Here is a 26392-nt window from a genome sequence, read left to right as displayed (position 1 = left end):
GGGAGGCAATCGTGATCTGCAGCTCCGGTTGCGCTGCAACTCTTTTGGAACCGCAAAAGTGGTGCCCGATTTGCTGAGAGCGCTCTTAGTGCACCTTGCTCCTGAACAGGAGCGTGCGCAGCGTCTTAGCCAGGATCAGCAGATCGAGATCGAACGACATTTCCTTGATGTAATAGAGATCGTAGGCGAGCTTTTCGATCTCCTCGCGATGATTGCTGGCATAGCCGTGAGAAACCTGCGCCCAACCCGAGAGGCCCGGGAGCACCAGCTGCCTGTGCACATATTGGGGGATGGTGGCCTCGAGCGCTTCGGCGATGGGTACAGCGACGGGACGCGGCCCGATCCAGCTCATTTCACCGCGCAATATGTTGACCAGTTGCGGCAACTCGTCGAGGCGCAGGGCCCGCAGAAACCGGCAGCCGGGCATGACGCGGTTGTCGTTGGGTTGTGTCGCCCCGCCATTGGTGCCGCGATACATGGTGCGGAACTTCAACATGGTGAAGGTGCTACCACCGTGGCCACGCCGTTCCTGCCGGAAGAGCGCCGGGCCTCCGTCAAGCGCGCGGATATAGAGCCAGACCAGGGCGCCGAGTGGAACCGCCAGTGGCAGCGCAATAAGAACCGCGGTGACGTCGACCAATCGCTTGACCTTCGAATAGTAGATCTGGCTGGGACTGAAGACGAGGTGGGCGATATCGAAGCTTTCGACATCGACACGGCCAAGCCGGGTTTCGACAAAGCTGATCCAGGGCGTCACATCGATGCCGAGCATGTAGATGCGCGTCAGGAGCTTGGACCATAGCGCACTGTGATGGGCCTCGCTGTCGATCAGGATGCGATCGAAGCCGGCAACGTTCTCCGAACGGTTGGTGATGACGACGACGTCGTCGCCCAAGAGTTCCAGTACCTTGCGGGCACCGGGGAAATCAAGGATGGCGACGCGGTCACGCACGGCGCGGCGAAAGCTCAGATTGGTGTAGACCATGCCGAGAATGGCAACGGGCGCGGCGCTCAGCAGTCCCCAATAGCTCACCGGAATACGCAGGGCCGACAGCACCGCCACGGCAAAGTTGAAGACGACCGCCGTCACCACCACGGCCACCGTAATCGGGAACTCGTGCCGGCGCAGCGCCGGCAGCAGCGCGCCGGCGACCAGTGGGACCAGACATAGCGCAAAACAGACGATGGCGAGGTTATTCCAGTCGCTGCGCGTCGCACGGAGGATGAAGCTGGCGTAGATGGCGCATTGGAGGAGCGCGGAGACGGCGACGGACGGCAGGATGATGGCCAGATCGCGCAGCCAGCGGTGGCGACGCACGTTGGCACCGCGCTCGACAATGCCGAGCAGGTCGGGAGCGCGCAGCGGAACGCTGCTTTCGGCCGCTTTCGGCGCCCGCCGGCGCGGCCGCGGCTGGGAAGGCAATTCCTCGGGCGTCGGCTGCGCGTTCGACATGCTCTCGGATTTTCCTCGACTCGCGATAGAGCGCCGGCACCGCGCTTAACGCTCAAGACCATCGCTAGTAAGCTGCTAGGCGGGCCGCCGCAAGTTCCGGCTGCGCGTCCTGGAACGAATCTCGTTGTTTGAGTACCTCGCGCCACGCACAGCGGCCAACCTTCTCTTTACACCCGGGGTTTGCCGGGCTATTGGTCTCTTATTGGTATTAAAGTGGTCTTGTTAAGGCTGGAGGGGACGGTTTGGCCCGGCTTTCGCTGCGCGGCATCAAGAAGCGGTTCAGGACCACGGACGTCCTGCACGGGATCGACCTCGAGATCGGGGACCGGGAGTTCGTGGTGTTCGTGGGACCTTCCGGTTGCGGCAAGTCCACGCTTTTGCGGCTCATCGCCGGGCTCGATCCGATCAGCGAAGGCTCGTTCTTTCTCAACGGCCAACAGATGAACGAGGTGCCGCCGTCGCGGCGCGGCATTGCCATGGTCTTCCAGTCCTACGCGCTCTACCCGCACATGGACGTCTACGAGAACATGGCCTTCGGAGCCCGGCTGATGGGGCTTTCGCGTGCGGAGGTCGAGGCGCGCATTGCCGAGGCGGCGCGGATGCTGCGGCTCGAGGAGTACCTCAAGCGCAAACCGCGCGAGCTGTCGGGCGGCCAACGCCAGCGCGTCGCCATCGCGCGCGCACTGGTCAGGAAACCCGAAGTCTTCCTTCTCGACGAGCCGCTCTCCAACCTCGATGCGGCGCTGCGCTCGGACGTGCGGCTCGAGATCGCGCGGCTTCACCGCCAGATCGGCGGTACGATGATCTACGTCACCCACGACCAGGTCGAGGCGATGACTCTCGCCGACCGCATCGTGGTGATGAATCTCGGGCGCATCGAGCAGGTCGGAACCCCGCGCGAACTCTACGAGACCCCCGCCAACACCTTCGTTGCCACCTTCATCGGCTCGCCCAAGATGGCATTGATCGATGTCACACGCGATGGCGACACGATCGGCGTTGCCGGCGGCGGCAGCCAGAAGCTTGGCCGCTTGCCGGCAGCGGATGCCGAAGCGTTCAAGGTCGGCGTGCGGCCGGATGCGCTGACGCTGAGGCGCGGCGAGGGCGAGGGGTTGGCCGCCACGGTCGTCTATACCGAATATCTGGGCGACAATGCCTTCGTTTACGCACGCCTTGCCGACGGCACCCAGGTGAGCGTGCGCACGGCCCCGGGCGAGACTTACGACCCGGACGAGAAGGTCAACCTGACGATCGCCGCCGAGACGGCGCATTTCTTTTCGGCTGCGGACGGACGACGGATGGCCGCGTGAGGCCGGAAAACTTCAAACCACAAGGAGAGGACAGGGGACAATGAGAAAGACCTTCATCCATATGGGCGCCGTGCTCGGCGCCACGATCATCGCCATGCCGGCGCTGGCACAGGAACTGACCTTCTGGAGCTGGCGGCAGGAGGACCGGGCGCAGTACGAGGGCTTCATCGACACCTTCGAAGCGGCCAATCCCGGCATCACTGTCACCCAGGAGACGTTCGAGGCGGCCAATTACAACACGATCCTGTCGACCGCGCTCGCGGGCGGCACGGGGCCGGATCTGATGATGGTGCGTGCCTATGGCGGCCTCGAAAACATCGCCTCGGCCGGCTATTTGATGCCGCTCGATACCGAAAAGGTGCCGGCGCTGGCCGATTTCGCCCCGTCCGCGGTCGCGGCCGAGACGATGCGTTCGGATGAGACCATCTACGCGGTGCCGTTCGCCAGCCAGACCATGCTGGTCATCTACAACAAGGCGATCTTCGATCAGATGGGGCTCGAGGAGCCGCAGACCTGGGATGAGTTCGTCACCGTCGCGCAGACGATCAAGGACAACGGTATCTTCCCCTTCGCCAACGGCACGGCGACGGCCTGGCAGAACGAGACGATCGTTTCGGCCCTGGGCTCCTCTATCATCGGCACCGACTTCTATGAAGACCTGATGGCGGGCGAGGCCGACTTCACGGATCCGCGCTATGTCGAGGCGCTCGAAAAGGTCAAAGAGATGAGCGCCTTCTTCCCGGACGGGTTCATCGGCCTCGACTATCCCTCCTCGCAGCAGCTCTTCGCTTCGGGCCTCGCGGCGATGTTTGCCGGCGGTTCGTTCGAATTGGCCAACTTCCGCTCGCAGAATCCCGATATCGAGCTCGGCGTCTTTGCCGCGCCGGGGATGAGTGCCGAGGACGAGAAGCTCGTCGGCCTCTACTATGATGGCGGTTATGCGGCCAACGCGACGACCGAGAATTCCGAAGCTGCGCTCAAGTTCCTCAACTTCGTCGCCAGCCAGGAATTCGGCCAGGCCTTCGCCGACGAACTCTCCAACATCTCGACGGTTCCGGGCGTGACCTTCGGCGATCCGCTGCTGCAGGAGGTTGCCGACCTCAACGCCAGTGCCATTCCCTACATCATGCTCGTCCATTTCCGCTATGGCGAGCCGTCGGGTTCGGTGCTGCTGCAGGCCGAGGTGCAAAAGCTTGTCGCCGACCAGACCACGCCCGAAGCCGCGGCCGCGGCGGTCACCGAAGGTCTGAAGGCCTGGTACGAGCCGTTCCAGGACTAGCCGCAAAAGGCTGATAAAAACGTGCACCGGCGGAGCGCTGCCGGTGCACGAACCGCCAATACAAGTACCTATTCGAGAGCGGCAAGATCCAGCCTATGCCCCAATTGCGACTGACCGGACGCGGCCTCTGGATCACGGTGCTCATCGCGCCACCGTTGGCGTTCGTTGCGCTCTTCATCGTCTATCCGATCGTTGCCGCTTTCGCCTACGCCTTCTACGACTGGCAGGGGCTGGCGCGCGGTGACTTCGTCGGGCTCGCCAATTTCCATCATGTGCTGTTCGTCGAGCCCTATGCGAGCTGGACACGCAACGCCTTCACCCACAACATCATCGTCTTTTTCGCGCTGATGGTCCTGCAGAACGGCGTCGGCTTCATCCTCGCCTACGCGCTCTGGCGCGAACTGCCGGGGGCGCGGTTCCATCGCGTCGCGGTGTTCCTGCCGGTCGTGCTCTCGACCATCATCGTCGGCTATCTCTGGAAGCTCTTCCTCCATCCGATCTTCGGTGTTGTGAATCAGTCCCTGAAAGCCGTGGGCCTACCGTTCCTCGCCCAGCCGTGGCTCGGTCAGGATTCGACGGCGCTCTGGGCCCTGATCTTTGCCAATGCCTGGCACATGGTGGGCTTTCCGACCCTGGTGTTCCTGGCCGGCATGCAGCGCATCCCGACCGAGATCCTCGATGCGGTGCGCATGGAGACCGAGAGCGAATGGGTCAAGATCACCAAGGTGGTCTGGCCCTTGGTGGCGCCGAGCGCTACCGTCGTCTTCGTCCTGTTGTTCGTCGGGGCCTTCAACTGGTTCGAGCTGCCCTACATCATGGCCGGGCTCGACGGTTCGCCCTACGGTTCGACGGACGTGCTCGGGCTCTATTTCTACCGTACCGCCTTCGGCAACGTCTCAGCCGGCCAGCAGGACTTCGGGCTCGGCAGTGCGCTCGCCGTCCTCATCTTCGTCTTCATCGCGGCGGTTGCGAGCGTGATCACCGTGCGGCTGCGCGCCAGGGAAATCCAGATATGACGGCGGCCAGCGAAACCTATTACGAGAAGCGCGGGTTGATCGGCACGCTCGGGCGCGACGGGCTGATCCAGATCATCCTCGTCGCCAACACCTTCATCATGCTGGCGCCGATCGTCATCATGGTGTTCTCGGCGTTCAAGACCAACATGGAGATCTTCCAGTCTCCGTTCAGCCTGCCGGACTTTTCCAACGTCACCAACTTCGTCAAGATCTGGACGCAGACCAATTTCCTGCGCTACCTCCTCAACTCCTTCATCGTCACCGGCGCGTCGATGGCGTGCATCCTGACGCTCGGCACCATGGCCGCCTATGCCATTGCACGCTACGAGTTCTTCGGGGCAAGCTTCATCCTGATGTTCTTCCTTGCGGGCCTGACCCTGCCCTTGAAGCTCGCCATCATCCCCCTCTTCATGCTGATGCGCGACCTCGGCATCCTCAACAACCAGCTCTCGCTGATCGCGGTCTATACCGCCATGGGCCTGCCGACGACGGTCTTCATCATGACCGGTTTCATCCGCACGCTGCCCAACGAACTCGAAGATGCCGCGCGCATGGATGGGGCCAGCGAAGCGCGCATCATGTGGTCGATCATGTTGCCGCTGGTGCGCCCGGCCATGGTCATTGCCGGCATCCAAAACGTGGTGCCGATCTGGAACGACTTCTTCTTCCCGCTGGTCTTCATCCAGAACGACCGCCTCAAGACCCTGCCGCAGGGGCTGACGACCTTCATGGGCGAATACACGACCGATTGGGGCGTGCTGTTCTCGGGTCTTACCCTTTCAGCAGCGCCGATCATCATCATCTACATCGTGCTGTCGCGCCAGTTCATCAGCGGCATGACCTCGGGGGCGATCAAATGAGCCTCAAGCTCGAGAAGGGTGTGCTCATCGTCTCCTGCCAGGCACGGCACGATAACCCGCTCCACGGCCCGGTGTTCATGGGTGCCATGGCGCTGGCCGCGCGCGACGGCGGCGCCAGGGCGATCCGTGCCAACGGTCCCGAGGACGTCAAGGCCGTCAAGGTGGCAGGCCTGCCTGTCATCGGCATTCACAAGGTGTTCTCTGACGGTCTCCCGGTCTACATAACGCCAGACTTCGCCGCCGCCGAAGCGCTGGCGAAAGCCGGGGCGGATATCATCGCGCTCGACTGCACGCCCCGCCCGCGCAAGGGTGACGATCCTGCACTGCTCATACGCCGCATTCGCGAGGAGCTGGGCCTCGAGGTCTTCGCCGATATCTCGACTCTCGATGAAGGCCTTGCCGCCGAAGAGATGGGTGCGACCTATATCTCGACGACGCTCTCGGGCTATACCGAATACACCCAGCCCAAGCCCGAGGAACCCGATCTTGCTCTCGTCGACGCGCTGGCCAAGCGCGTTTCGGTCCCGGTTGTCGCCGAGGGCCGCTACAATACGCCCGAGCTTGCCCGCGCCGCGCTCGATGCCGGCGCCTATGCGGTCGTCGTCGGCACCATGATCACCAATCCGCGCGAGATCACCCGGGCCTTCGCGCGCAGGGTCGCCGCGCCGTGACGCAGCGGTTCATCGGCGTCGACATCGGTGGCACGGCCTCGCGCTGGGTGATCGCCGACGCCGATGGAACCACGATCGCGCGCGGCGCGGCGCCCGGCGCTACTGGACACCTGTTCAACCCGGCCGAACGCAATCGCTTCGCCGCCACCATCGGAGCGATCTCCGCCGAAACCCATGCGCATCTACCGGTCGCTGCCGCATTTCTCGGCGTCACCGGGCTTGGTGAACGTGCTTTTGACGAGGCCCGAGCCATTGCCGGCGCGGCGCTCGGGCTCGATCCCGCCCGGATCGGCACCAGCGATGACATGGAACTCGCCTTCCGCGCCGCCTTCGCCCCGGGCGCCGGGCATCTCGTCTCGGCCGGCACCGGCTCGGTGGGGCTCCATGTGGCGGCCGATGGCACGCTGGTGCGGGTCGGCGGCAGGGGCCTTCTCATCGACGACGGCGGCTCGGGCACGTGGATCGCGCTCACCGCACTCGACAATCTCTATCGGATCATCGACGAGACCGGCGGTACGGGAGAAGCCGGGATACTGGCTGAAGAACTCTTTGCCGCCATGGGCGGTGACGACTGGAGTGCGACCCGCGCTTATGTCTATGGCAGCGACCGCGGCCGCATCGGCGCGTTGGCGCAGGCGGTGGCTCGTGCCGCCGATCGGGGCGATGCCATTGCGCTTGCGAACCTCGAGCGAGCCGCCGAAGAACTGGCGCGGCTCGGCCGCGCCCTGGTCAAACGTGCCGGCAACCTGCCGATCGGCTATGTCGGCGGCGTCATCGGCCTCCATCAAAGCATCAAGTCGGCCCTGATTGCGGCGCTTCCCGGGTGCCACGTCGTGTTCCCGCAGATCGATGCCGCGCGTCACGCCGCCGTCATGGCCCGTCAGTTCGCCTAGAGCGCCCGATTTGACTAAATCAAATCAGGCGCTCTAACTTTTTGTTGTCGCGAGATTTTTAGCGAAAAACCGGTTTCCACTTTTTCGCATCCCGCTCTAGCCGCCGGAAGAGAAGATGACCACCACCGAATCCGCCTCCGCCCGCTACGCCTCCATCGAAGACTGGTCGAGCGCCGAACTGGTTGCCGGCATCCTTGAGGGCCAGTTCGCCGCCATCGGCGCGGTGCAGGGGGCGAGCGAGGCGATCGCCCGCACCATCGATGCGGCGACCGAACGGCTGTCGGCGGGGGGACGGCTGATTTATCTCGGCGCCGGCACGTCCGGGCGCATCGCGACACAGGATGCGGCCGAGCTGCCGCCGACCTACAACTGGCCCTATGAGCGCGCGCTGACGCTGATGGCGGGCGGCGAGACCGCTCTCAACAAGGCGGCCGAAGGCGCCGAGGACAGCGAGGAAGAGGCCGTTCGGCGGCTCGAGGTGGCCGGCGTCGGCGCCAACGACGTGGTCATCGGGCTGGCAGCCAGTGGGCGCACGCCCTTCGTCATTGCCGGCCTCACCTTTGCGCGAGAGCGCGGGGCGCTGGCAATCGGCATCTACAACAATCGCGGCGGCAAGGTCGGAGAGGCGTGCGACATCGCGGTGTTGCTCGACACTGGTCCGGAACTGGTCGCGGGCTCGACCCGCATGAAGGCCGGCACCGCGCAGAAAGCCGCGCTCAACTGCATCTCGACCGGCGTCATGATCAGGCTCGGCTTCGTCTATCGCGGGCTGATGGTCGAGATGCGCCCGACCAACGTCAAGCTCAATGAGCGCGCTGCGCAGATGGTGGCGGACCTGACCGGTGCCGACATCGAAACCGCCAGGGCAACCCTTGCCGAAGCCGATGGCGTCATCAAGCTCGCCACCGTTATGCTGACTAGATCGCTCGACCGGAACGAGGCGCAGGCCGCGCTCGACGGGGCAGGCGGAAACCTGCGCCGAGCGTTGACTTCGGGCAGGCAATGACCCTCACCCTCGAGCTCACCGTCGAACCCGATCCCGATGAGCTCGCCGTCATCGGCGACAGCCTCGCTGCGTTCAACGCGGGCGACGTCGGACCCGCTGAGAGGCGGGCGCTCGCCATCCTGGTGCGCGACGAGCAAGACGCGATCCAGGGCGGGCTTTCCGGCTATACCGCCTGGGGCTGGCTCTATGTGCAGTGGCTGTGGATCGGCGAAGCGCATCGGGGCAAGGGCCTTGCCGGGCGCCTCCTCGCCATGGCCGAAGCCGAGGCGGTCGACCGCGGCTGCCATGGCGCCTATATCGACACCTTCAACCCGCAAGCGTTGAGCGCCTACCAGCGCGCCGGCTACGCCGTCTTCGGGGGACTTGCCGATTTCCCGCGCGGACGCACCCGCTGGTTCCTGCAAAAGCCGCTCAACCAGCCATGAAGCGCGACGAGGCCATCACCGGTATCCTGCTGGGCGCCGGGGGTATTGCCACGCTCTGCGCCATGGATGCCGTAGCCAAGAGCCTCGGGGCACACATCTCCACCTTCCAGATCGCATTCGTGCGCTATGCGGGCGCCGCCCTTTGGCTGGCAGGCTTCATGCTGATTGCGCGCGCCGCCTGGCCGAGGCGCGAGAACTACGGCCGCCACGCGCTTCGCGGCGCACTGATGGTCCTCACCGCCTGCCTCTTCTTCTACGGTGTCACCAATCTGCCTCTAGCAGTTGCGGCAGCACTCGCCATGAGCGCACCCATCTACATTTCGCTGCTCGGCGTCGTCATCCTCAAGGAACCGGTGTCGCCGACACTGCTCGTCGCTATCGCGCTCGGCATCGCCGGATCGCTTGTCATCGTCTTTGGCGGAGAATCCATCCCGACCGGCGGCTCCTCGAGCCTACTCGCCTGGGGTGCGGGCATCCTGGCACCGGTCAGCTACGCGGCGGCACTCGTTCTGATGAAGCATCATTCGACCGACGAGGGGCCGATGGCGATGACTCTGGCACAATCGAGCGTCGCGGCTGCCATTGCCGTTCCGCTCGCGCTGCCGGGCCTTGCCGCGCCACCTGTCGAGATCTGGTGGCAGATCGCTCTCATCGGGCTGCTTGGTGCCGTCGGCTTCATCCTCATCTTCGGGGGGTTGAAACGACTGCCGGCTTCGATCTTCTCCGTGGTCGACTACACCGGGCTGCTCTGGGCGGCCGTCTTGGGCTATCTTTTCTTTGCCGAAATACCGCAGGTGCAGCTCTGGATCGGTGGCGCGCTCATCATCGCGGCTTGCGCTCTCGGCATGCGAGCGGCAGGCAGGCAGCGTGACGCGCCGGCCACGCCCGATCCCTCAACCGCTATCCCGCCAGCCGTCCCCCCGTCATCGGCGCCGGAACCCCGGTCGTCGTCGGAAAGCTGATCGGCAGTCCGCGCAACACCCGCACGGCCAGCAGCGCAAAGCATTCGGCTTCGATCGCATCACCGCGCCAGCCGAACGCCTCGGCCTCGACGGCCTCGACGCGGGTGCGCTCGGCGAGCATTCTCATGATTGCCGGATTGCGCCGCCCGCCACCGCATACGATCAGCCGGTCCGGCCGCCGCGGCAGCAGGTCGAGCCCCTTGCCGACAGCCGAGGCGGTAAAGGCGGTCAAAAGCGCCGTGCCGTCCTCCGTGCCGAACCCCTCGGCCATATCGGCGGCAAAATCGAAGCGGTCGAGCGATTTGGGGTAAGGCGCCGAAAGGTATGGGTGCTCCAAAAGCCTTGCCAAACGTGCCTCGTCGACGGCGCCGGCGAGCGCCAGGCCCCCGTCGCGATCCATGTCGCCGAAGCCCCTGGCCTTGACGAAGTCGTTGATCGGAGCGTTGGCCGGGCCGGTATCGAAGGCAATGAGTTCGTCGGCACCGTCCGTCCAGGTGATGTTGGCGACCCCGCCGAGGTTGAGCACCGCCGTCTCGCCTTTGGCATCGAGACCCCTGAGCAGCGCTTTGTGGTAGATAGCCGAGAGCGGAGCGCCCTGCCCGCCCGCAGCGACATCGGCCGAGCGGAAGTCGTAGGCGACGCGAGTGCCGAGGATCCTTGCCATCAGCTCGCCATCGCCGAGCTGGCGGGTGGCGCCGATGCCGCCGGGCTGGGGCGCGCGGTGGAGGACGCTCTGGCCGTGGAAGCCGACAATACCGATGTCGGCCATCGCTAGGCCCTGGTCCTTGACGAACGCCAGAACCGCTTCCGACTGCGCGCGCGTCAGCGCCGCCTCGGCCTTTGCAAAAATCGCTGGGTCCGGCCCGGAGAAGTTCCATTTGCGAGCGGTATCGAGGGTCTCGACCAGGAGGTCCCGCAGCTCCTGCCCGTAGGGCGCCAGCCGATAGGCGCCAAATTCCGAAACGGTCTCGCCGTCGGTGCGCAACAGTGCGATGTCGATATTGCCGTCGAGCACGGTGCCGGTCATCAGACCGATGGCCCAGATGGGGGTCATGAGAATTGTCCTGTTTCGGCCACGAATATTTTGCTGGTGGAGAGACCCCTCACCCGCCGCTGCGCGGCGGCCTCTCCCCGGAGGGGCGAGGCGAATGGCTCCGCTTTTACCGAAGTTTCTGCGCTTTCACCCGCAGCTCCCACAGCGTCCCCTCGCCCCTCCGGGGATGGGGTCAGGGTGAGGGGCTGCACGGCGCCCTCAATCACCGACGTCACCATAGGGCGGTGTTGATTCCGTCCGCGACCGCCCGGCGCAGACCCACGATGCCGCTCTCGAAATGGCGGGTGGGGTGGATGCGGTTGGTCAAGAGCGTCCAGGCAAAGCCATGCTGGAAATCGATCCATAGACCCGTGCCGGTAAAGCCGGTGTGGCCGATGGTTGCCGGGCTCGCGTGGTCGCCGCCGGACCACCCCTCGTATGGATGCTCCCAGCCATGAGTGCGGCGGGAAGACAGCGGAGTGCGCATCAGCTCAATGATCTTACCCGAGGGACCGGTGCCGTCGAGCAAGCCACGAGCGAAATCAAGGACGGAGCCCACCGTACCGAAAAGGCCGGCATGGCCGGCGCCCTCGAACGCCGCGCAGTTGTCATCGTGGACCTCGCCGCAAAGGACGCGGTGGCGCCAGGTGCAGTCTTCGGTCGCGGCGGCCGTTTCCGGGTCGGCTGACCAGGCGAAACCCGGCCCCGGGTCCATGTCGCGGATACCCCTGCCCTCGAGGCGCTCGAGGCCCAAGCCCATCAGGATGTAGTTGATGTCGGAATAGACAGGCGGGCCGGGCCGCCACTCACGCTGCAGGACAAAGGTGCGCAGGAGTTGCGGATCGCGGCCATAGGTATAGATCGGCTCGACGGCCGGGAACGGCGTCTGATGGCCGAGGCACTGGCGGAAGGTCACCCGCCTTTCCCACGCGTTGAGATCGTATTGGCGCAAGTCGGGCAACAGTGTGGTCAGCGGCGCGTCAAGGTCGATGACGCCGGTATCGGCGAGGGCGAGGATGCGCGGGGTGGTGAAGATGACCTTGGTCAGGGATGCGAGGTCGAACCAGGTGTCCTCACGCATCGCCCGGCGGTGCGGCACCGTCTGCGCCGCTCCCGCCGCGCGGACGGCCCTCCTGCCCTCGCCATCGACGATGCCGAGAACACCGCCGGGGATGTGGCCGGTCTCGATGGCGGCGGCGAGTGGGGCAAAACCAGCGTCCAGTCTGGAATAGAGCGTCATCAGGCAGCCTCGTAGAGATGGCAGGCAACCTCGCTTTCGCTTCCCGGCTCGACATTGGCGGGGCGGGCAAGGAGCGGGCGTTGCCGGTGGCAGATATCCATCACTTTGGGGCAACGGGTATGGAAGGCGCAACCGGCGGGCGGGTTGGCGGGATCCGGCAATTCGCCCTCGAGGACGATCCGACCACCACGCGCAGCGCCCGGTCGTGGAATGGCCGACAGCAGTGCCTGGGTATAGGGGTGCTTGGGTGCGGTCATGATTTCTTCGGCTGGACCGATCTCGACGATGCGCCCCAGATACATCACCGCGATGCGATCGCTGACATGGCGGATGACCGAAAGGTCGTGGCTGATGAACATGATCGACAGGTTGAGGCGCTTCTGCAGGTCCGCGATCAGGTTGATGATCTGGCTCTGGATGGAAACGTCGAGCGCCGAAACCGCCTCGTCAGCGACAAGGAGCTTGGGCTCCAGTGCCAGCGCCCGGGCGATGGCGATGCGCTGGCGCTGACCGCCGGAGAACTCGTGCGGATAGCGGTTCGCCGCATCCTCGGGCAGGCCGACGAGCTTCAAGAGCTCGGTGACCCGCGCCCGCCGTTCGGCGCGGGTGCCGACGCGATGCACTTCCAGCGGCTCGCCGATGATGCCGCCCACCGTATGGCGCGGGTTGAGCGACCCGAACGGGTCCTGGAAGATGATCTGCAGGTCGCGGCGCACGGACTTCATGTCCCGCTTGCCGAGGCCGACGAGATCGCGGCCCTCGAAGAGAACCTCGCCGGCCGTCGGTTCGATCAGGCGCAGGAGCGAGCGCCCCAGGGTCGACTTGCCGCACCCCGATTCTCCGACCACGCCCAACACTTCCCCGGGCGCGATGGTCAAGGAGACGTCCGAGACCGCCTGCACCACGGCGCCGTTGGCGCCGGGATAGGTTTTCGACAGGTGGCGCAGTTCGAGAAGGCTCATGCGGCGGGGTTCCAGCAGCGGATGCGGTGCGGCGGCTCGGTCAGCTCCGGAAGGACTGTGGTGCATGTCTCGACCATGGCATGGCAGCGCGGGTGGAAAGCGCAACCGGCAGGCCGCCTTCCGGGCGGCGGCACCGTGCCGGGGATAGCGGGCAGGTCGACGCCCGGCAGGTTGGAGGCGGGAATGGTGCGCAACAGCGCTTCGGTATAGCGGTGGCGCGGATGGGCGAAGAGTTCAGCGCTCGGCGCCTCCTCGACCACGCGCCCGCCATACATCACCGCCACCCGGTCGCAATATTGGGAGACAACGCCAAGGTCATGGGTGATGAGCAGCACCGCCATGCCGGTCTCACGCCGCAGGCCATCGATGAGCTCGAGGATCTGAGCTTGCACTGTCACGTCGAGCGCCGTCGTCGGTTCGTCGGCAACGAGGAGCTTGGGGTCGCAGGCCAGGGCCATCGCGATCATCACCCGCTGGCGCTGCCCGCCGGAGAGCTGGTGCGGATAGCGCCCCATGGCCGCCTCCGGAGCTGGAATCCCCACACGCTTCAACAGCTCGACCGCCCGCGCCTCGGCCGCGTCGCGCCCGACCTTGCGGTGCAGGAGTACCACCTCGGCGATCTGGTTGCCGATGGTGAAGACCGGGTTGAGCGAGGTCATCGGTTCCTGGAAGATCATGGCGATGCGGTCGCCGCGCAGGGCCTCGAGCTCGTGCTCGGGGAGCGAAAGGATGTCGGTTTGCCCGAAGCGGATGGCGCCCTTGACGACCCGCATCGGCGGCTCGGCCAGCAGGCGCATGATCGAAAGGGCCGTCACCGACTTTCCGCACCCGGATTCGCCGACGAGCCCCAGCATCTCTCCTGGGCGGATCGTTAGCGACACCCCCTCGATGACCGGCCGGCTGCCGACGGCGATATGGAGATCCTCGATGGTCAGCAGGGCCTCTTCGGACACAGGCACTCCAGGCTTTTCTTGACGGCGCGGGCGCTGCCAGGCCACCCGCAGGGTAGCGCCCGGCAAACGGGCTTGCACAGCAATTGATAGTACCATAGCGTTACCACTGTCCAGACTGGTCTTAAACTGGACCTATCGCGCTTTCACGCCGGCACCCTGACCCGATCGCCCTATTCGGGACGGATGACGGCAAACTGATCTGGAGGGAACATGACACTCAGGACACTCGCGGCCGCACTCGGCGCGACCACCATGCTGGCAGGAGGCGCGTTCGCCGCAACGCTCGATATCGCCATCGATTCTTCGCCCGCCGGGCTCGATCCGCACCTCATTACCGCCTTCAACTCGGTGGTGATCGTGCAGGACAACATCTATGAGGGGCTGACGGGCGTCGACAAGGACCTCGCCATCGTGCCGCGCCTTGCCGAATCCTGGGAGGTCTCGCAAGACGGGCTGACCTATACCTTCAAGCTGCGCGAAGGCGTCACCTTCCATGACGGTTCGGCCATGGACGCCGAGGACGTCGCCGCATCGATAAGGCGCGTGCAATCGGAGGCCATCGCCTCCCCGCTTGCCAGCCGCGTCACCCCGATCACCGGCATCGAGGTCGTCGATCCGACGACCGTGGTCTTCACTCTCGATGCTCCCTTCGCACCGATCCTGTCGTCGCTGTCGAGCATCGCCATAGTGCCGGCCGAATTCGAGACCGACGCCGAGGCGCTGCAGCAGGCGCCGGTCGGCACCGGCCCCTTCAAGTTCGCCGAATGGCAGCCCAACGGCTTCATCAGCCTCGACAAGAACGAGGACTATCATGTCGAAGGCCAGCCGGCGCTCGACGAGGTCGTCTTCAACTTCGTGCCGGAAGCGGCAACCCGCCAGGTCGGCATCACCAGCGGCGAGTACGGGCTCCTGCCCGGCATCGACCCGGCCACAGCGCTGCAGCTCCAGGGCCAGCCGGGAGTGACGGTGCAGGAGACGCGCGACATCTCCTATACGCTCGTTGGCATGAACGCTTCGCGCGAGCCGTTCGACGACCCGCGCGTTCGCACGGCGATCAACATGCTGCTCAACCGCCAGGAGATCATCGATGGCGCGCTGTTCGGCATGGGCGTGCCCGCCGGGCCGCTCTCGCCGGCGCTGGTCAACTGGGCACTGGAGCCCAGCGAATACGCCTGCTACACGACCGATGTCGAGGGCGCCAAGGCGCTGCTGGAAGAGGCCGGGGTCGAAACGCCGCTTCAGGTCACCATGAACGTGCTGCCGCGCCAGGATACGCGCGACATCGCCCAGGTCGTCCAGCAGCAGTTGGCCGCGGGCGGCATCGAGGTCGAGCTCCTGAACCAGGAGATCGGCCAGTTCGTGCAGGACTGGCGCAATTCCAATTTCGACCTCTTCGTTTCGGCCAATGGCGGCAGCCCCGATCCGGACGAATACTTCTACCGCACCTTCTACGGCGGCGGATCGACCAACGTGTTCAAATATGACGACGACGAGATCGACGCCTGGCTCGACGAGGGCCGCACGACGACCGATCAGGCCGAGCGTAAAGAGATCTACGACAACGTGCAGAGAAAGCTCGCCTGCGAAGGGCCGGTCGCCCATATCGCCTATGGCTCGCTCAATACCGCAGTCAACGAAAAGGTCGAGGGCTTCGATATCTACCCCAACGGGCGGCTCACCAGTCTCGTCAACGTCACCGTCGCCGAGTAAGCGTGCGAATGGCTGTGGCTGATCGGCCGGCGCACTACCCCCTCCCAACCTCCCCCATCAAGGGGGAGGTGCAGGTCCGGTGGGCTTGGCAGCATGATGCCACGGGCACGGCGCCGCACCTCCCCCCTTGTGGGGGAGGATGGGAGGGGGGTGTCTTCGGTAAGGGGCAGGACAACGTGCTCCCCGCCCACCTTCCCGCCACCCGTTAACCTGCCACGGACCAGTCCATGCCGTTGCGTTTTCTCGCCAGCCGCATCGTCGATCTGCTGATCGTCCTTTTCGGGGTCTCGATCATCGTATTCCTGATGATCCGCCTCATCCCGGGCGATGCAGTGGCCATCATGCTCGGCGCCAACACCGAGATCACGCCGGAGCGCATCGCCGAGCTCGAGGCGCGGGTCGGGCTCGATAAGCCCGTCCTCGTCCAGTACGGCCACTGGATCTGGGGCGTGCTGCAGGGCAATCTCGGCACCTCGATCTGGACGGGTCGACCTGTGGCCGCCGAGATCGGCGCGCAGATCTGGCCGACCATCGAACTGACACTCCTCTCCATCCTTTTCGGGGCAGGCCTTGCCATACCGCTCGGCGCCTTCATGGCCGAAGCGCGCGGCAAGGGCGCCGAGGTTGCGGTGCGGATCGGGGCCATCGCGGGCCTGACCATCCCGTCCTTCTGGCTCGGGATCGTCACCATCTTTCTCGTCTCCAAGCTCATGCCCGGCGTCCAGGCGCTGGGCTACGTGCCCTTTACCCAGGATCCGCTCGGCAATCTTTCGCGCATGATCCTGCCGGTCATCGCGCTGTCGCTGCCGATGCTCGCCAACCTCTCGCGGCTGGTGCGCTCGGCCATGCTCGATGCCTTGAGCCAGGACTATATCCGCACAGCCAGAGCCAAGGGCGCCGGACGTCGGCGCATCATCTATAAGCACGCCCTGCGTAACGCACTGATCCCGTTCATCACCAGCGTCGGCGTCTCGGCCGGGTACCTGCTGGGCGGCGCCATCGTCATCGAGCAGGTCTTTGCCATTCCCGGTCTCGGACGGCTGGTGCTCGGGGCCATCGCCGAGCGCAACTATCCGCTGGTGCAGGCCACCATCCTCGTCATGACTTTCGCTTTCGTCGTCGTCAATTTCCTCGTCGACCTCCTCTATGCCGTCATCGATCCGAGGGTATCGCGATGACCGCATTTCTATCTCGCAACAAGCTCCTCGCCTTTGCCGCCGCGTTCGTCGCCCTTCAGGTGCTGCTCGCAGTCTTCGCGCCCATTGTCGGGCTCCAGGACCCTTATGCGCAGGTGATGGTGCAGCGGATGAAGGGGCCGAACCTCGTCAACCTGCTCGGCACCGATCAGCTCGGCCGGGACGTGCTGGCGCGCATCCTTTACGGCTACCGCACGTCGCTGACGACCTGCGTCATCGCCGTTGCCCTCGCCCTTGCTGCCGGCGGTACGCTCGGCATGCTCGCTGCTTATTACCGCGGCTGGTTCGACCGGGTGACGATGCGGATCATGGACGTGCTCTTCGCCTTTCCGATCCTGCTCCTGGCCATCGGGGTGATCGCCGTACTCGGCCCCTCGATCTGGAGTGCGGCGATCGCCATCGCCATCGTCTATACGCCGATCTTCGCCCGGCTCCTGCGCGGCCCGGCGCTGGTCATCTGCGAGAGCGAGTACGTCAACGGCGCCAGGGCCATCGGCGCCTCGGACGCACGGATCATTTTCCTGCACCTGCTGCCGAACCTGGCTTCCGTGGTGCTGGTGCAGACGAGCCTGCTGCTGTCGGCCGCGATCCTCGTCGAGGCCTCGCTTTCCTTTCTCGGGCTCGGAGCGCAGCCGCCGATCCCGTCTCTCGGGCTGATGCTCTCGGAGGGCCGCAACTTCCTGCTGCTCTCGCCCTGGCCGGCGATGTTTGCGGGTTTTGCCATCCTCTTCCTCTCCTTCGGCTTCAACCTTCTCGGCGATGCGTTGCGTGACACGCTCGATCCTCGGCTTCGGACGCAGGAGTAGGGGGATGGATGCCTGCTTGCCAAGCCGGAGAACCCCTCACCCGGACCTTCGGTCCGACCTCTCCCCAGAGGGGCGAGGTGAACTCGGTGCTCGTACTTGTATCATGCACACCCACAGGGTCCCCTCGCCCCTCTGGGGAGAGGGACAGGGTGAGGGGTTGCAACCAACACGTGGGTGGAAACCATGACCACACCCACCCCTCAATCCGAACCCGAGGCCTCAGCGGTCGTCACACGCATCCTGGCCAACTTGCCGAGGGGCGGCGCGAGCGAGGATCCGCTCTACCTGCAGCTTGCCGGTGCCATGCGCCAGTTGATCGAGCGCGGGGAGTTGCGCGGCGGTGAGGCGCTGCCCTCCGAGCGCGTGCTGATGAAGGCAACGGGCCTGTCGCGGGTAACGGTGCGCAGCGCCATCGACGACCTCTTCCGCGACGGGCTGATCGCGCGGCGGCGCGGGGCCGGTTCCTATGTCTCACCCCATGTCGACCAGCCGCTCTCGGTGCTGATCGGCTTTACCGCCGACATGCAGCGGCGCGGCGCCACTGCCCGCTCCATCGTCCTTTCAAGGACGAGCGGACTGCCGGATCCGGAGGAGATGGTCAAGCTCGGACTCTCGCCTAACGAGCAGGTGCTGCGCCTGTCGCGCGTGCGCCTGTCCGATAATGACCCGCTGGCGGTCGAGCACGCGGTGGTGCCCCTCTTTGCCGTTGGCGGAGGCGAGGTCGGCGAGTCGCTCTACGAGACCTTGAAGCAGAACGGCTACATGCCGGTGCGCGCGCTGCAGCGCCTGCGCTCGGCCATCGCCGACAAGCAGGAGGCCTCGCTTCTCGGCATCGTCGACGGCAGCCCCATCCTCCATATCGAGCGGCACTCGTTCCTCGCCAACGGCCGAGCCATCGAAGTCACCAAATCCTCCTATCGTGGCGACCGCTACGATTTCATCGCCGAGCTGAAGCTCGAGCCATGAGCGGCGTCGTGCTCGCGGCCGCTATCGAGCGTTTCGGTATCGCGGGCACCTTCGCCATCTCGCGCGGCAGCAAGCACGAGGCGGTGGTGGTGCATGTGACACTGACCTGTGACGGTATCGCTGGCCACGGCGAGTGTGTGCCCTATGCCCGCTATGGCGAGACGCCGGAGGGCGTCCTGGACACGATCCTCGGTCTTGCGCCGGCCATAGAAGCCGGCCTCGACCGGCAGGGGCTGCAGGCAGCCCTGCCACCCGGCGCCGCCCGCAACGGGATCGACTGCGCCTTCTGGGACCTCGAAGCACGGCTTGCTGGCACCAGCGTCGCGGCCCTCACCGGCCTTGCCGTGCCGCCGAAAGTCATCTCCGCCTATACGATCAGCCTCGACACACCTGAGGCAATGGCGGAATCCGCCCGCAGGGTCTCGGATTACCCGCTGTTGAAGCTCAAGCTCGACGGCGCCGGCGACCATGAGCGGATCGCAGCCGTGCGCGCCGCCGTGCCGAACGCACGTCTCATTGTCGATGCCAATGAAGCCTGGGCGGTCCAGGATCTTGCCGCCAATATCGAAGCGTGCCGGAAGCTCGGTGTCGAGCTGGTCGAACAACCTTTGCCGGCTGATGCCGATACCACCTTGAGTACCGTTCCGCATCCGGTGCCGATCTGCGCCGATGAAAGCATCCACGGCCTTTCCAGCCTCGCTATGCTCAACAGCCGCTATGAGGCGATCAACATCAAGCTCGACAAGACCGGCGGGCTCACCGAAGCCATTGCATTGGCCCACGCCGCCCGGGCGCGCGGTCTCAGGCTCATGGTCGGCTGCATGGTCGGCACCTCGCTCTCCATGGCTCCGGCCCTGCTGCTTTGCGGCCTGGCGGACTGGGTCGACCTCGATGGCCCGCTGCTCCTGCAACAAGACCGACCGGGAGGTCTCTCCTATGCCGCTGGTCGGATCATTGGCGCGGGTGCCGAAATGTGGGGCGGCTAAGGAAAAGGCGGAGCAGCAGCTCCGCCTTCCCATGAGCCTACCGGTAAAGGTTAGAGCCCGTCGGTCACCACCGTAGTGAAGGCGCCTTCCGGTTCTTTGGTGATGGCCGGGTTATCGGGCGACACCGCCGAGAGGAGCGTATCGACCGTCTGCTGGTAGTCGGCCGGGTCGAGCGCGCCTGTGGAGCCGTCGACGAGCTTGTTGATCTCGCCGACCTGGTAGACCTGGTCCTCGAGCATCATGGCGCCGGTCATGTCGTTGTCGAGGACGATCTGAGCGGCTTCCTCGGGGTTCTCGGCGGTATAGGCCCAGCCCTTCATCGAGGCGCGCACGAACCGGGTCATCTTGTCGACGAAGGCCGGATCGTCGAGGTTTTCTTCGAGCACATAAAGGCCGTCCTCGAGCATGCCGACGCCCTCGTCGCGATAGTTGAAGACGGTCAGCTCATCCTCGGAGAGCCCGGCGCGCAGCACCTGGCCGTATTCGTTGTAGGTCATGGTGGAGATGCAGGCCGCCTGCCCCTGGATCAGCGGATCGACATTGAAGGCCTGTTTCAACACCTCGACGCCGTCGGCGCCGCCTTCGGTCGAATAGCCGAGCTTGGCCATCCAGGCGTAGAACGGATATTCGTTGCCGAAGAACCAGACGCCGAGCGTCTTGCCGGGGAAGTCCTCGGTCGTTTCGACGCCCATATCCTTGCGGCAGGTCAGAAGCAGCCCCGAGTTCTTGAACGGCTGGGCGATATTGACCAGCGGCACGCCGCGCTCGCGGGCGGCAAGGCCGGCTGCCATCCAGGTGGTGATGACGTCGGCGCCGCCGCCGGCGATCACCTGCTCGGGGGCAATGTCGGGCCCGCCGGGCTTGATCTCGACGTTAAGCCCCTCCTCCTCATAAAAGCCCTTGGCCTGGGCGACGTAGTAGCCGGCGAACTGCCCCTGGGCCACCCATTTCAGCTGCAGTACGACGCTGTCCTGTGCCGTGACGCCCTCAGCGCCGGCCAGCGACAGAGCGCCGGCGAGCGCTGCGATTGCGAGTTTCTTCATCCCTGTTGTCCCTTCCTTGTTACGGCTCCGTCAGGCGCTGCGCACCGACGGATGCCAGAAGGTGGTCGCCCGTTCGACGAGCACCACCACCCCGTAAAAAGCCGATCCCGCGAGCGCCGCCACCGCGATCTCGGCCCAGACCATGTCGACATTCATCCGGCCGACTTCGGTTGAGATCCGGAAGCCCATTCCCACTATGGGCGTTCCGAAGAATTCCGCCACGATGGCGCCGATCAAGGCCAATGTCGAATTGATCTTGAGGGCGTTGAAGATGAAGGGCGCCGCGGCGGGTAGGCGCAACTTCAATAGGGTCTGCCAGTAGCCGGCGGCGTAGGTGCGCATCAGGTCGCGCTCCATGGCGCCTGCGGCATTGAGGCCCGCGACCGTGTTCACCAGCATTGGAAAGAAGGTCATGATGACGACGACGGCCGCCTTGCTCGGCCAGTCGAAACCGAACCACATGACCATGATCGGGGCGACCCCGATGATCGGCAGCGCGGAGACGAAGTTGCCGAGCGGCAGCAGCCCGCGCTTCAAGAAGGGTGAGCGGTCGATGAGGATGGCAACGGCAAAGCCCAGCCCGCAACCGAGCGCGTATCCGATCAGCACGGCCTTCAGGAACGTCTGCTGGAAATCGGCCCAGAGCGTCGACGTGCTGCCGGCGATGCGCGCCCAGATGGCCGAGGGCGGCGGCAGGATGACGGAAGGCACGTTCGCCCCGCGCGTCACCGCTTCCCAGATGACCAGCACCATCACGCCGAAGATCAGCGGCACGAGGAAACCGAAGATCCCAGGCTCGACCAGGCCGGAGGCCATCGCCCGTGTCAACCGCTCGACGAAGAGCCAGGCGAAGGCCCAGGCGGCGAGCAGCGCCAGCCAGTAATAGCCCGGCACCGGCGAGAGATCGGGGAGGCTCACCAGCACGGCAACAACGCCGGCCCCGGCGATGATGCCGTCGAGCCACAGGCTGAACCACCCGGCGATACGCACCAGGCTCGCCGTACCCAGCAGCAGGAAGACGAAGAGCCAGGCCGGTGGCAGCGCGTCGGCCGAAACCCACCCCATGACGAGCGCTGCAGCCGAAAGGCCCCAGGCGACAATGGCGAGGTAGTGCTGCAGCTGGCTCATGCCGGTCGCGCCCCCATGCGCACGTAGACCAGCCGCTCGACGAGTCCCACGGCAACGACCAGCACGGCGGCAAGAATCGACGCCATGATCAAGGCCGACCAGATCTGCGTCGTCTGGCCGTAATAGGAGCCGTTGAGGAGCCGTGCGCCGAGACCGGAGACCGCACCGGTCGGCATCTCGCCGACGATAGCGCCAACGAGGCTGGCCGCCACCCCGACCTTCATCGAGGTGAAGAGAAAGGGCAGCGCGCTCGGCCATCGGAGCTTCCAGAAGACCTGCGCGGCCGAGGCGTTGTAGGTGCGCATCAGGTCGAGCTGAATGTCTTCCGGGCTCCTAAGGCCCTTGACCATGCCGACGGTCACCGGAAAGAACGAGAGATACGCCGAGATGATGGCCTTGGAGATGAAGCGCGCCGGGTCGGTGGGGACGCCGAAGGTGCCGGTAAACACATTGAAACCGATAACGACGATGAGCGGAGCGAGTGCCAGGATGGGGATCGTCTGGCTGGCGACGATCCACGGCATCAGCGAGCGGTTCATCGCCTCGCTATGGACGATCATCACGGCGAGCAGGATACCGAGGCCCGATCCCAGCACGAAGCCGGCGAGTGTTGCCGAGAGCGTCACCCACGCGTGGAAAAGGAGCGAGCGCGGAACGGTCGGCGCGACGAGAGCGGTGGTGTTCCACAACTCCGCGAACACCTGATGCGGCGTCGGCAGCACCGGACGCTGCTGGTTCCACGTGTCGGCGACGAACTGGGTGAATGGCACGCCGACTACGTCGGCGCGGCGGTACATGTCGTTCTGCACCGGCCCATTGAGCCCGATGGCGCCGAGATACCAGAGGACGAGAAGTCCCGCGAGCACGGTCAGGATGGGCAGCAGGTCGCTCCGGCCTCTCATGCGGGGACCTTCCCAGACCATCGCAGCAGGATGTCGGGCAGGCCTTCCTCGTTCTCACCGGTGGTGCGACGCTCCTCGACAAATCCCTGGCGACGGTAGAAGCGTTGCGCGTCCTCATTGGCGACGAACGTCCACAGGGACAGGCCGTCGGGGCGGATTTGCTTGGCCCTATCGATGAGGAGTGTTCCCAGGCCCAACCCCCGGGAGCGTCCGTCTGCATAAAGAGCGGTAACAAAATTTTGGTCCGACAGTGCGAGGAAGGCGCCCACCGCGCCGTGGCGTTCGGCAACGAACACCTGGCACTGAGAGTAGACCGTCTCCCGGTAGTGCCGGACAACGTCGTCATGGTCGTGGACACGCGGCATCCACTCGGTCTCGTCGACCCATCGGTTGAAGATGGCGGCGCAGACCGGCATATCGCTCAACGAGGCAACCCGGATCACCGCCCCGTCACTCCTCATAGCTGTGGCCGGCCCGCAGGCCCTCGCGCACACGCGCGGCAATGGCGAGGAACTCCGGCGTTTCTCGGATATCGAGCGGGCGCTCGGCGGGGAGGCTCGATTCGATGATGTCGGTCACCCGCCCGGGTCGCGGACTCATCACCACGATCTTGGTCGACAGGTACACCGCCTCGGGAATCGAATGGGTGACGAAACAAATGGTCTTCTGCGTCTCTTTCCAAAGCTTCAACAGCTCGGAGTTGAGGTGATCGCGCACGATCTCGTCAAGCGCCCCGAACGGCTCGTCCATCAGTAGGAGGTCCGCATCGAACGCCAAGGCACGGGCGATCGAAGCCCGCTGCTGCATGCCGCCGGAAAGCTGCCAGGGATACTTCTTTTCAAAACCCTCGAGGTTGACCAGCGCAAGCGTGCGCGCAATCCGCTCGGCCTTCAGGGCTTTGGAATACCCCATGATCTCGAGCGGCAGCGCCACGTTCTTTTCGATCGTGCGCCAGGGGTAGAGGGCCGCAGCCTGAAAGACATAGCCATAGGCGCGATCTTTGCGCGCATTCCCGGGCGTCTGCCCGTTCACCTCAATGCTGCCCGAGGTCGGCCTTTCCAGATCGGCGATGGCTCTGAGAAACGTCGTCTTTCCGCACCCGGATGGTCCGATGAACGAAACGAACTCGCCTTTCTTGATGTCGAGCGTGACATCGGAAAGGGCCGTCACGGGGCCGTCACTGGTGTGAAAAGTGAGGCTGAGATCGGTCGCGGATACAACGGCAGGGATCGTCAAGAACACGGCTCCAGTTCGTCCCAGAGTTCGCCGGCGGCGGTATAGACGCGCACGCGACCATCGGCGTCGGGGGGCGTGATGACGTAATCTTCAGCGCCCAAAAACTCCTCGCCCTCATAGCTGCATATGCCCTGGGCGAGCTGGTTGCCAGCGCCATCGGCGTGGACGGCGACGAACCGGCAGCCCGAACCATAGCTCGCCACTTCCTCACTGGTGAGGTAGCGCAAGGCGTCGCCGGTGAGGTCACCGGTAGCCAAGTATGTGCAGCCGTCGGCGTTCCCATAGGTGCCCGGCAGCACCAGGCTGTCGGCCGTGGCGGCCAGACAGCCCACAAGCAGCCAGACTGTTAAGGCGATCGCGTGCGATGGACGTTCCAATCACACCCCCGTCGCCGGAATGCCCGAGCGCTCGACCTTGCGCGGGGCGGAAATCTCTTTCCACTGGGAGAGGGCCCGGTTGACTGGATTCCTTGGCTCGCGGGCAACGAACTTACCGTGGCCGACCTCGGTCCTGACCTCGTTCTCGACAATCGACACCTTGCCCCGCGAGAGCACGAAGCGCGGCAGCCCGGTGACCTCAATCCCCTCGAAAACGTTGTAGTCGATGACCGACTGCTGGCTGTCGGCCTTGATGGTCTTGCTGCGCTTGGGATCCCAGACGACGATGTCGGCGTCGGCGCCGAGGACGATGGCGCCCTTGCGTGGATAGAGGTTGAGGATCTTGGCGATGTTGGTGGAGGTCACGGCCACGAACTCGTTCATGGTCAGGCGGCCAGTGTTGACGCCTTTCGTCCATAGCACCGGCAGGCGGTCCTCAAGCCCGCCGGTACCGTTGGGAATCTTGGCGAAGTTATCGACCCCGAACCGCTTCTGCTGCGTGGTGAAGGCACAGTGGTCGGTGGCGACGACCTGGAGCGAGCCCGACTGCAGTCCGGCCCACAGCGAATCCTGGTGCTGCTTGTTGCGGAAGGGCGGGGACATCACCCGGCGGGCGGCGTAGTCCCAGTCCGTATTAAAGTACTCGGTCTCATCGAGCACCAAGTGCTGGATCAGCGGTTCGCCGTAGACGCGCATGCCCTTGGCCCGGGCCCGGCGGATCGCCTCATGCGCCTGCTCGCAACTGGTGTGCACCACGTAAAGCGGTACGCCCGCCATATCGGCGATCATGATGGCGCGGTTGGTGGCTTCCCCCTCGACCTCGGGCGGACGGGAATAGGCGTGCGCCTCAGGACCGTTGTTGCCGGCATCGAGCAGCTTTTGCGTCATCTGCGCGACGACGTCGCCATTCTCGGCATGAACAAGCGGGAGCGCTCCCAGCTCGGCACAGCGCTGGAAGGACGAGAACATCTCGTCATCGTCGACCATCAGCGCGCCCTTATAGGCCATGAAGTGCTTGAACGAGGTGATGCCGCGATCGACGACCTCGGCCATTTCCTTCCAGACTTGCTCGCCCCACCAGGTGACAGCCATGTGAAAGGAGAAGTCGCAGCTCGCCTTGCCGGTCTTGTTGTCCCACATGGCAAGCGCCTCGAGGAGGCTCTGATTGGGGCTCGGCAGGCAGAAATCGACGACCATGGTCGTGCCGCCCGCAAGCGCGGCGCGCGTACCGCTCTCGAAATCGTCGGACGAATAGGTGCCCATGAACGGCATCTCGAGATGCGTGTGCGGGTCGATGCCGCCGGGCATGACATAGCATCCCGTCGCATCCAGCACCTCCTCGCCCTCGAGGTGCCTGCCGATCTCGACGATCTTGCCGTGGGCGATCTTGACGTCACCCTCATAGGTCATGTCGGCGGTCACGATCGTGCCGTTCTTGATGACTGTGGTCATGGTTCCATTCCCTCAGTTGCGCCCTCATCCCTCCCTTTGGGGAAGAGATCGGTCTTCGCAAAGCGAAGCTCGGGTGAGGGGGCCTTCTCAAGATGATCCCTGATGACGTACAGAACGCCGTCGATATTGGTCAGAACTTCCGTGTTCCAAAACCGTATGACCGCATAGCCGTATTGTTCCAGGATCGCTGTACGCCGCGCATCGGCAACAGCATTTTCGTCGTGCTGACCGCCATCAAGCTCAATGATGAGATCGCGCTCGCGGCAGGCGAAATCAGCGATGAACCGGCCGACGGGCAACTGGCGAACGAATTTGCACCCGGCTAGCTGTCGGTTGCGCAGCTTCGACCAAAGCTTGCGCTCGGCGTCGGACGAGTTGGTTCTGAGCGTCTTGGCGTTTCGGGCAGCAAATTTGGTCTTGAGCGTGGTCATAAGGCCCCCTCACCCGCCGGCTTCGCCGTCGACCTCTCCCCCCAGGGAGAGGTGAAGAGGGCCCTGCGCCGGCACCGGGTATACCTCTCCCTCTGG

At 64.9% G+C, this 26392-nt stretch carries 27 protein-coding genes; 14 read left to right on the top strand and 13 right to left on the bottom strand.

Annotated elements, in window-relative coordinates; all coding sequences use genetic code 11:
• Window positions 1-85: 85 nt before the first annotated feature.
• Window positions 86-1453 (bottom strand): sugar transferase, encoded by a 1368-nt coding sequence (locus QQK18_RS09760; RefSeq protein ID WP_284340148.1) that lies wholly within the window; start codon window positions 1451-1453, stop codon window positions 86-88.
• A 242-nt stretch (window positions 1454-1695) separates the two neighbouring features.
• On the opposite strand from QQK18_RS09760, the gene QQK18_RS09755 reads away from it, so the two are divergent.
• The 9 genes from QQK18_RS09755 (at window position 1696) to QQK18_RS09715 (ending at window position 9875) form a co-directional block, all read left to right on the top strand.
• Window positions 1696-2763, top strand: a complete 1068-nt coding sequence (locus QQK18_RS09755; RefSeq protein ID WP_284340147.1) for an ABC transporter ATP-binding protein — start codon at window positions 1696-1698, stop codon at window positions 2761-2763.
• A gap of 40 nt (window positions 2764-2803) precedes the next feature.
• Window positions 2804-4042 (top strand): extracellular solute-binding protein, encoded by a 1239-nt coding sequence (locus tag QQK18_RS09750; RefSeq protein WP_284340146.1) that lies wholly within the window; start codon window positions 2804-2806, stop codon window positions 4040-4042.
• 95 nt (window positions 4043-4137) lie between these two features.
• Window positions 4138-5058 carry a carbohydrate ABC transporter permease gene (locus QQK18_RS09745; protein WP_284340145.1) on the top strand — a complete coding sequence of 307 codons (921 nt, stop codon included), beginning with the start codon at window positions 4138-4140 and terminating at the stop codon, window positions 5056-5058.
• Window positions 5055-5918, top strand: coding sequence for a carbohydrate ABC transporter permease (locus tag QQK18_RS09740; RefSeq protein ID WP_284340144.1), 864 nt, complete (start codon window positions 5055-5057; stop codon window positions 5916-5918). Before QQK18_RS09745 ends, QQK18_RS09740 begins: the two co-directional genes overlap by 4 nt.
• Window positions 5915-6589, top strand: a complete 675-nt coding sequence (locus QQK18_RS09735) for an N-acetylmannosamine-6-phosphate 2-epimerase (RefSeq protein WP_284340143.1) — start codon at window positions 5915-5917, stop codon at window positions 6587-6589. Before QQK18_RS09740 ends, QQK18_RS09735 begins: the two co-directional genes overlap by 4 nt.
• Window positions 6586-7482 (top strand): N-acetylglucosamine kinase, encoded by an 897-nt coding sequence (locus QQK18_RS09730; protein ID WP_284340142.1) that lies wholly within the window; start codon window positions 6586-6588, stop codon window positions 7480-7482. The genes QQK18_RS09735 and QQK18_RS09730 overlap by 4 nt, the downstream gene beginning before the upstream one ends.
• A gap of 115 nt (window positions 7483-7597) precedes the next feature.
• Window positions 7598-8488 (top strand): N-acetylmuramic acid 6-phosphate etherase, encoded by an 891-nt coding sequence (locus tag QQK18_RS09725; RefSeq protein ID WP_284340141.1) that lies wholly within the window; start codon window positions 7598-7600, stop codon window positions 8486-8488.
• Window positions 8485-8913, top strand: a complete 429-nt coding sequence (locus tag QQK18_RS09720; RefSeq protein WP_284340140.1) for a GNAT family N-acetyltransferase — start codon at window positions 8485-8487, stop codon at window positions 8911-8913. The genes QQK18_RS09725 and QQK18_RS09720 overlap by 4 nt, the downstream gene beginning before the upstream one ends.
• Complete coding sequence (locus QQK18_RS09715) at window positions 8910-9875, top strand: DMT family transporter (protein WP_284340139.1); 966 nt, start codon at window positions 8910-8912, stop codon at window positions 9873-9875. The genes QQK18_RS09720 and QQK18_RS09715 overlap by 4 nt, the downstream gene beginning before the upstream one ends.
• Here the strand turns inward: QQK18_RS09715 and QQK18_RS09710 are convergent.
• From QQK18_RS09710 to QQK18_RS09695, 4 genes are all read right to left on the bottom strand, one after another.
• A complete protein-coding gene (locus QQK18_RS09710) occupies window positions 9814-10929 on the bottom strand; it encodes an anhydro-N-acetylmuramic acid kinase (RefSeq protein WP_284340138.1) in 1116 nt (371 codons plus the stop codon). The genes QQK18_RS09715 and QQK18_RS09710 overlap by 62 nt on opposite strands.
• A gap of 211 nt (window positions 10930-11140) precedes the next feature.
• On the bottom strand, window positions 11141-12148 hold the full coding sequence (locus tag QQK18_RS09705; RefSeq protein WP_284340137.1) for a serine hydrolase domain-containing protein: 1008 nt from the start codon (window positions 12146-12148) through the stop codon (window positions 11141-11143).
• Window positions 12148-13110: an ABC transporter ATP-binding protein gene (locus QQK18_RS09700; protein ID WP_284340136.1), complete on the bottom strand. Its 963-nt coding sequence runs from the start codon at window positions 13108-13110 to the stop codon at window positions 12148-12150. Before QQK18_RS09700 ends, QQK18_RS09705 begins: the two co-directional genes overlap by 1 nt.
• Window positions 13107-14063 (bottom strand): ABC transporter ATP-binding protein, encoded by a 957-nt coding sequence (locus QQK18_RS09695; RefSeq protein ID WP_284340135.1) that lies wholly within the window; start codon window positions 14061-14063, stop codon window positions 13107-13109. The genes QQK18_RS09700 and QQK18_RS09695 overlap by 4 nt, the downstream gene beginning before the upstream one ends.
• 210 nt (window positions 14064-14273) lie before the next feature.
• Between QQK18_RS09695 and QQK18_RS09690 the strand changes: the two genes are divergently transcribed.
• The 5 genes from QQK18_RS09690 (at window position 14274) to dgcA (ending at window position 19727) form a co-directional block, all read left to right on the top strand.
• Entirely contained in the window at window positions 14274-15773 is a 1500-nt protein-coding gene (locus QQK18_RS09690) for an ABC transporter substrate-binding protein (protein ID WP_284340134.1), read from the top strand.
• A 227-nt stretch (window positions 15774-16000) separates the two neighbouring features.
• Window positions 16001-16951: an ABC transporter permease gene (locus QQK18_RS09685; RefSeq protein WP_284340133.1), complete on the top strand. Its 951-nt coding sequence runs from the start codon at window positions 16001-16003 to the stop codon at window positions 16949-16951.
• A complete protein-coding gene (locus QQK18_RS09680) occupies window positions 16948-17775 on the top strand; it encodes an ABC transporter permease (protein ID WP_284340132.1) in 828 nt (275 codons plus the stop codon). Before QQK18_RS09685 ends, QQK18_RS09680 begins: the two co-directional genes overlap by 4 nt.
• A gap of 183 nt (window positions 17776-17958) precedes the next feature.
• Entirely contained in the window at window positions 17959-18741 is a 783-nt protein-coding gene (locus QQK18_RS09675; RefSeq protein WP_284340131.1) for a GntR family transcriptional regulator, read from the top strand.
• Window positions 18738-19727, top strand: coding sequence for an N-acetyl-D-Glu racemase DgcA (gene dgcA, locus QQK18_RS09670; protein WP_284340130.1), 990 nt, complete (start codon window positions 18738-18740; stop codon window positions 19725-19727). The genes QQK18_RS09675 and dgcA overlap by 4 nt, the downstream gene beginning before the upstream one ends.
• A 50-nt stretch (window positions 19728-19777) precedes the next feature.
• Here dgcA and QQK18_RS09665 read toward each other — a convergent pair whose 3' ends face one another.
• From QQK18_RS09665 to QQK18_RS09630, 8 genes are read right to left on the bottom strand one after another with little or no spacing between them, the layout of a single operon-like run.
• Window positions 19778-20770, bottom strand: coding sequence for an ABC transporter substrate-binding protein (locus tag QQK18_RS09665; RefSeq protein WP_284340129.1), 993 nt, complete (start codon window positions 20768-20770; stop codon window positions 19778-19780).
• A 30-nt stretch (window positions 20771-20800) separates the two neighbouring features.
• Entirely contained in the window at window positions 20801-21898 is a 1098-nt protein-coding gene (locus tag QQK18_RS09660; RefSeq protein WP_284340128.1) for an ABC transporter permease, read from the bottom strand.
• Window positions 21895-22800 carry an ABC transporter permease gene (locus QQK18_RS09655; protein WP_284340127.1) on the bottom strand — a complete coding sequence of 302 codons (906 nt, stop codon included), beginning with the start codon at window positions 22798-22800 and terminating at the stop codon, window positions 21895-21897. Before QQK18_RS09655 ends, QQK18_RS09660 begins: the two co-directional genes overlap by 4 nt.
• Entirely contained in the window at window positions 22797-23243 is a 447-nt protein-coding gene (locus QQK18_RS09650) for a GNAT family N-acetyltransferase (protein WP_284340126.1), read from the bottom strand. Before QQK18_RS09650 ends, QQK18_RS09655 begins: the two co-directional genes overlap by 4 nt.
• A 7-nt stretch (window positions 23244-23250) precedes the next feature.
• Window positions 23251-24042 (bottom strand): ABC transporter ATP-binding protein, encoded by a 792-nt coding sequence (locus QQK18_RS09645; RefSeq protein ID WP_284340125.1) that lies wholly within the window; start codon window positions 24040-24042, stop codon window positions 23251-23253.
• Complete coding sequence (locus QQK18_RS09640; protein ID WP_284340124.1) at window positions 24033-24413, bottom strand: hypothetical protein; 381 nt, start codon at window positions 24411-24413, stop codon at window positions 24033-24035. The genes QQK18_RS09645 and QQK18_RS09640 overlap by 10 nt, the downstream gene beginning before the upstream one ends.
• Window positions 24414-25865, bottom strand: coding sequence for a dihydropyrimidinase (gene hydA, locus QQK18_RS09635; RefSeq protein ID WP_284340123.1), 1452 nt, complete (start codon window positions 25863-25865; stop codon window positions 24414-24416). It abuts the gene before it with no gap.
• A complete protein-coding gene (locus QQK18_RS09630; protein WP_284340122.1) occupies window positions 25862-26296 on the bottom strand; it encodes an endonuclease domain-containing protein in 435 nt (144 codons plus the stop codon). The genes hydA and QQK18_RS09630 overlap by 4 nt, the downstream gene beginning before the upstream one ends.
• Window positions 26297-26392: the final 96 nt, after the last annotated feature.

It is taken from the genome of Devosia nitrariae (assembly GCF_030160115.1).
GTDB lineage: Bacteria > Pseudomonadota > Alphaproteobacteria > Rhizobiales > Devosiaceae > Devosia > Devosia nitrariae.
Note: the sequence above shows the minus strand (reverse complement) of the source record. Positions and strands in the feature narration are given on the sequence as shown.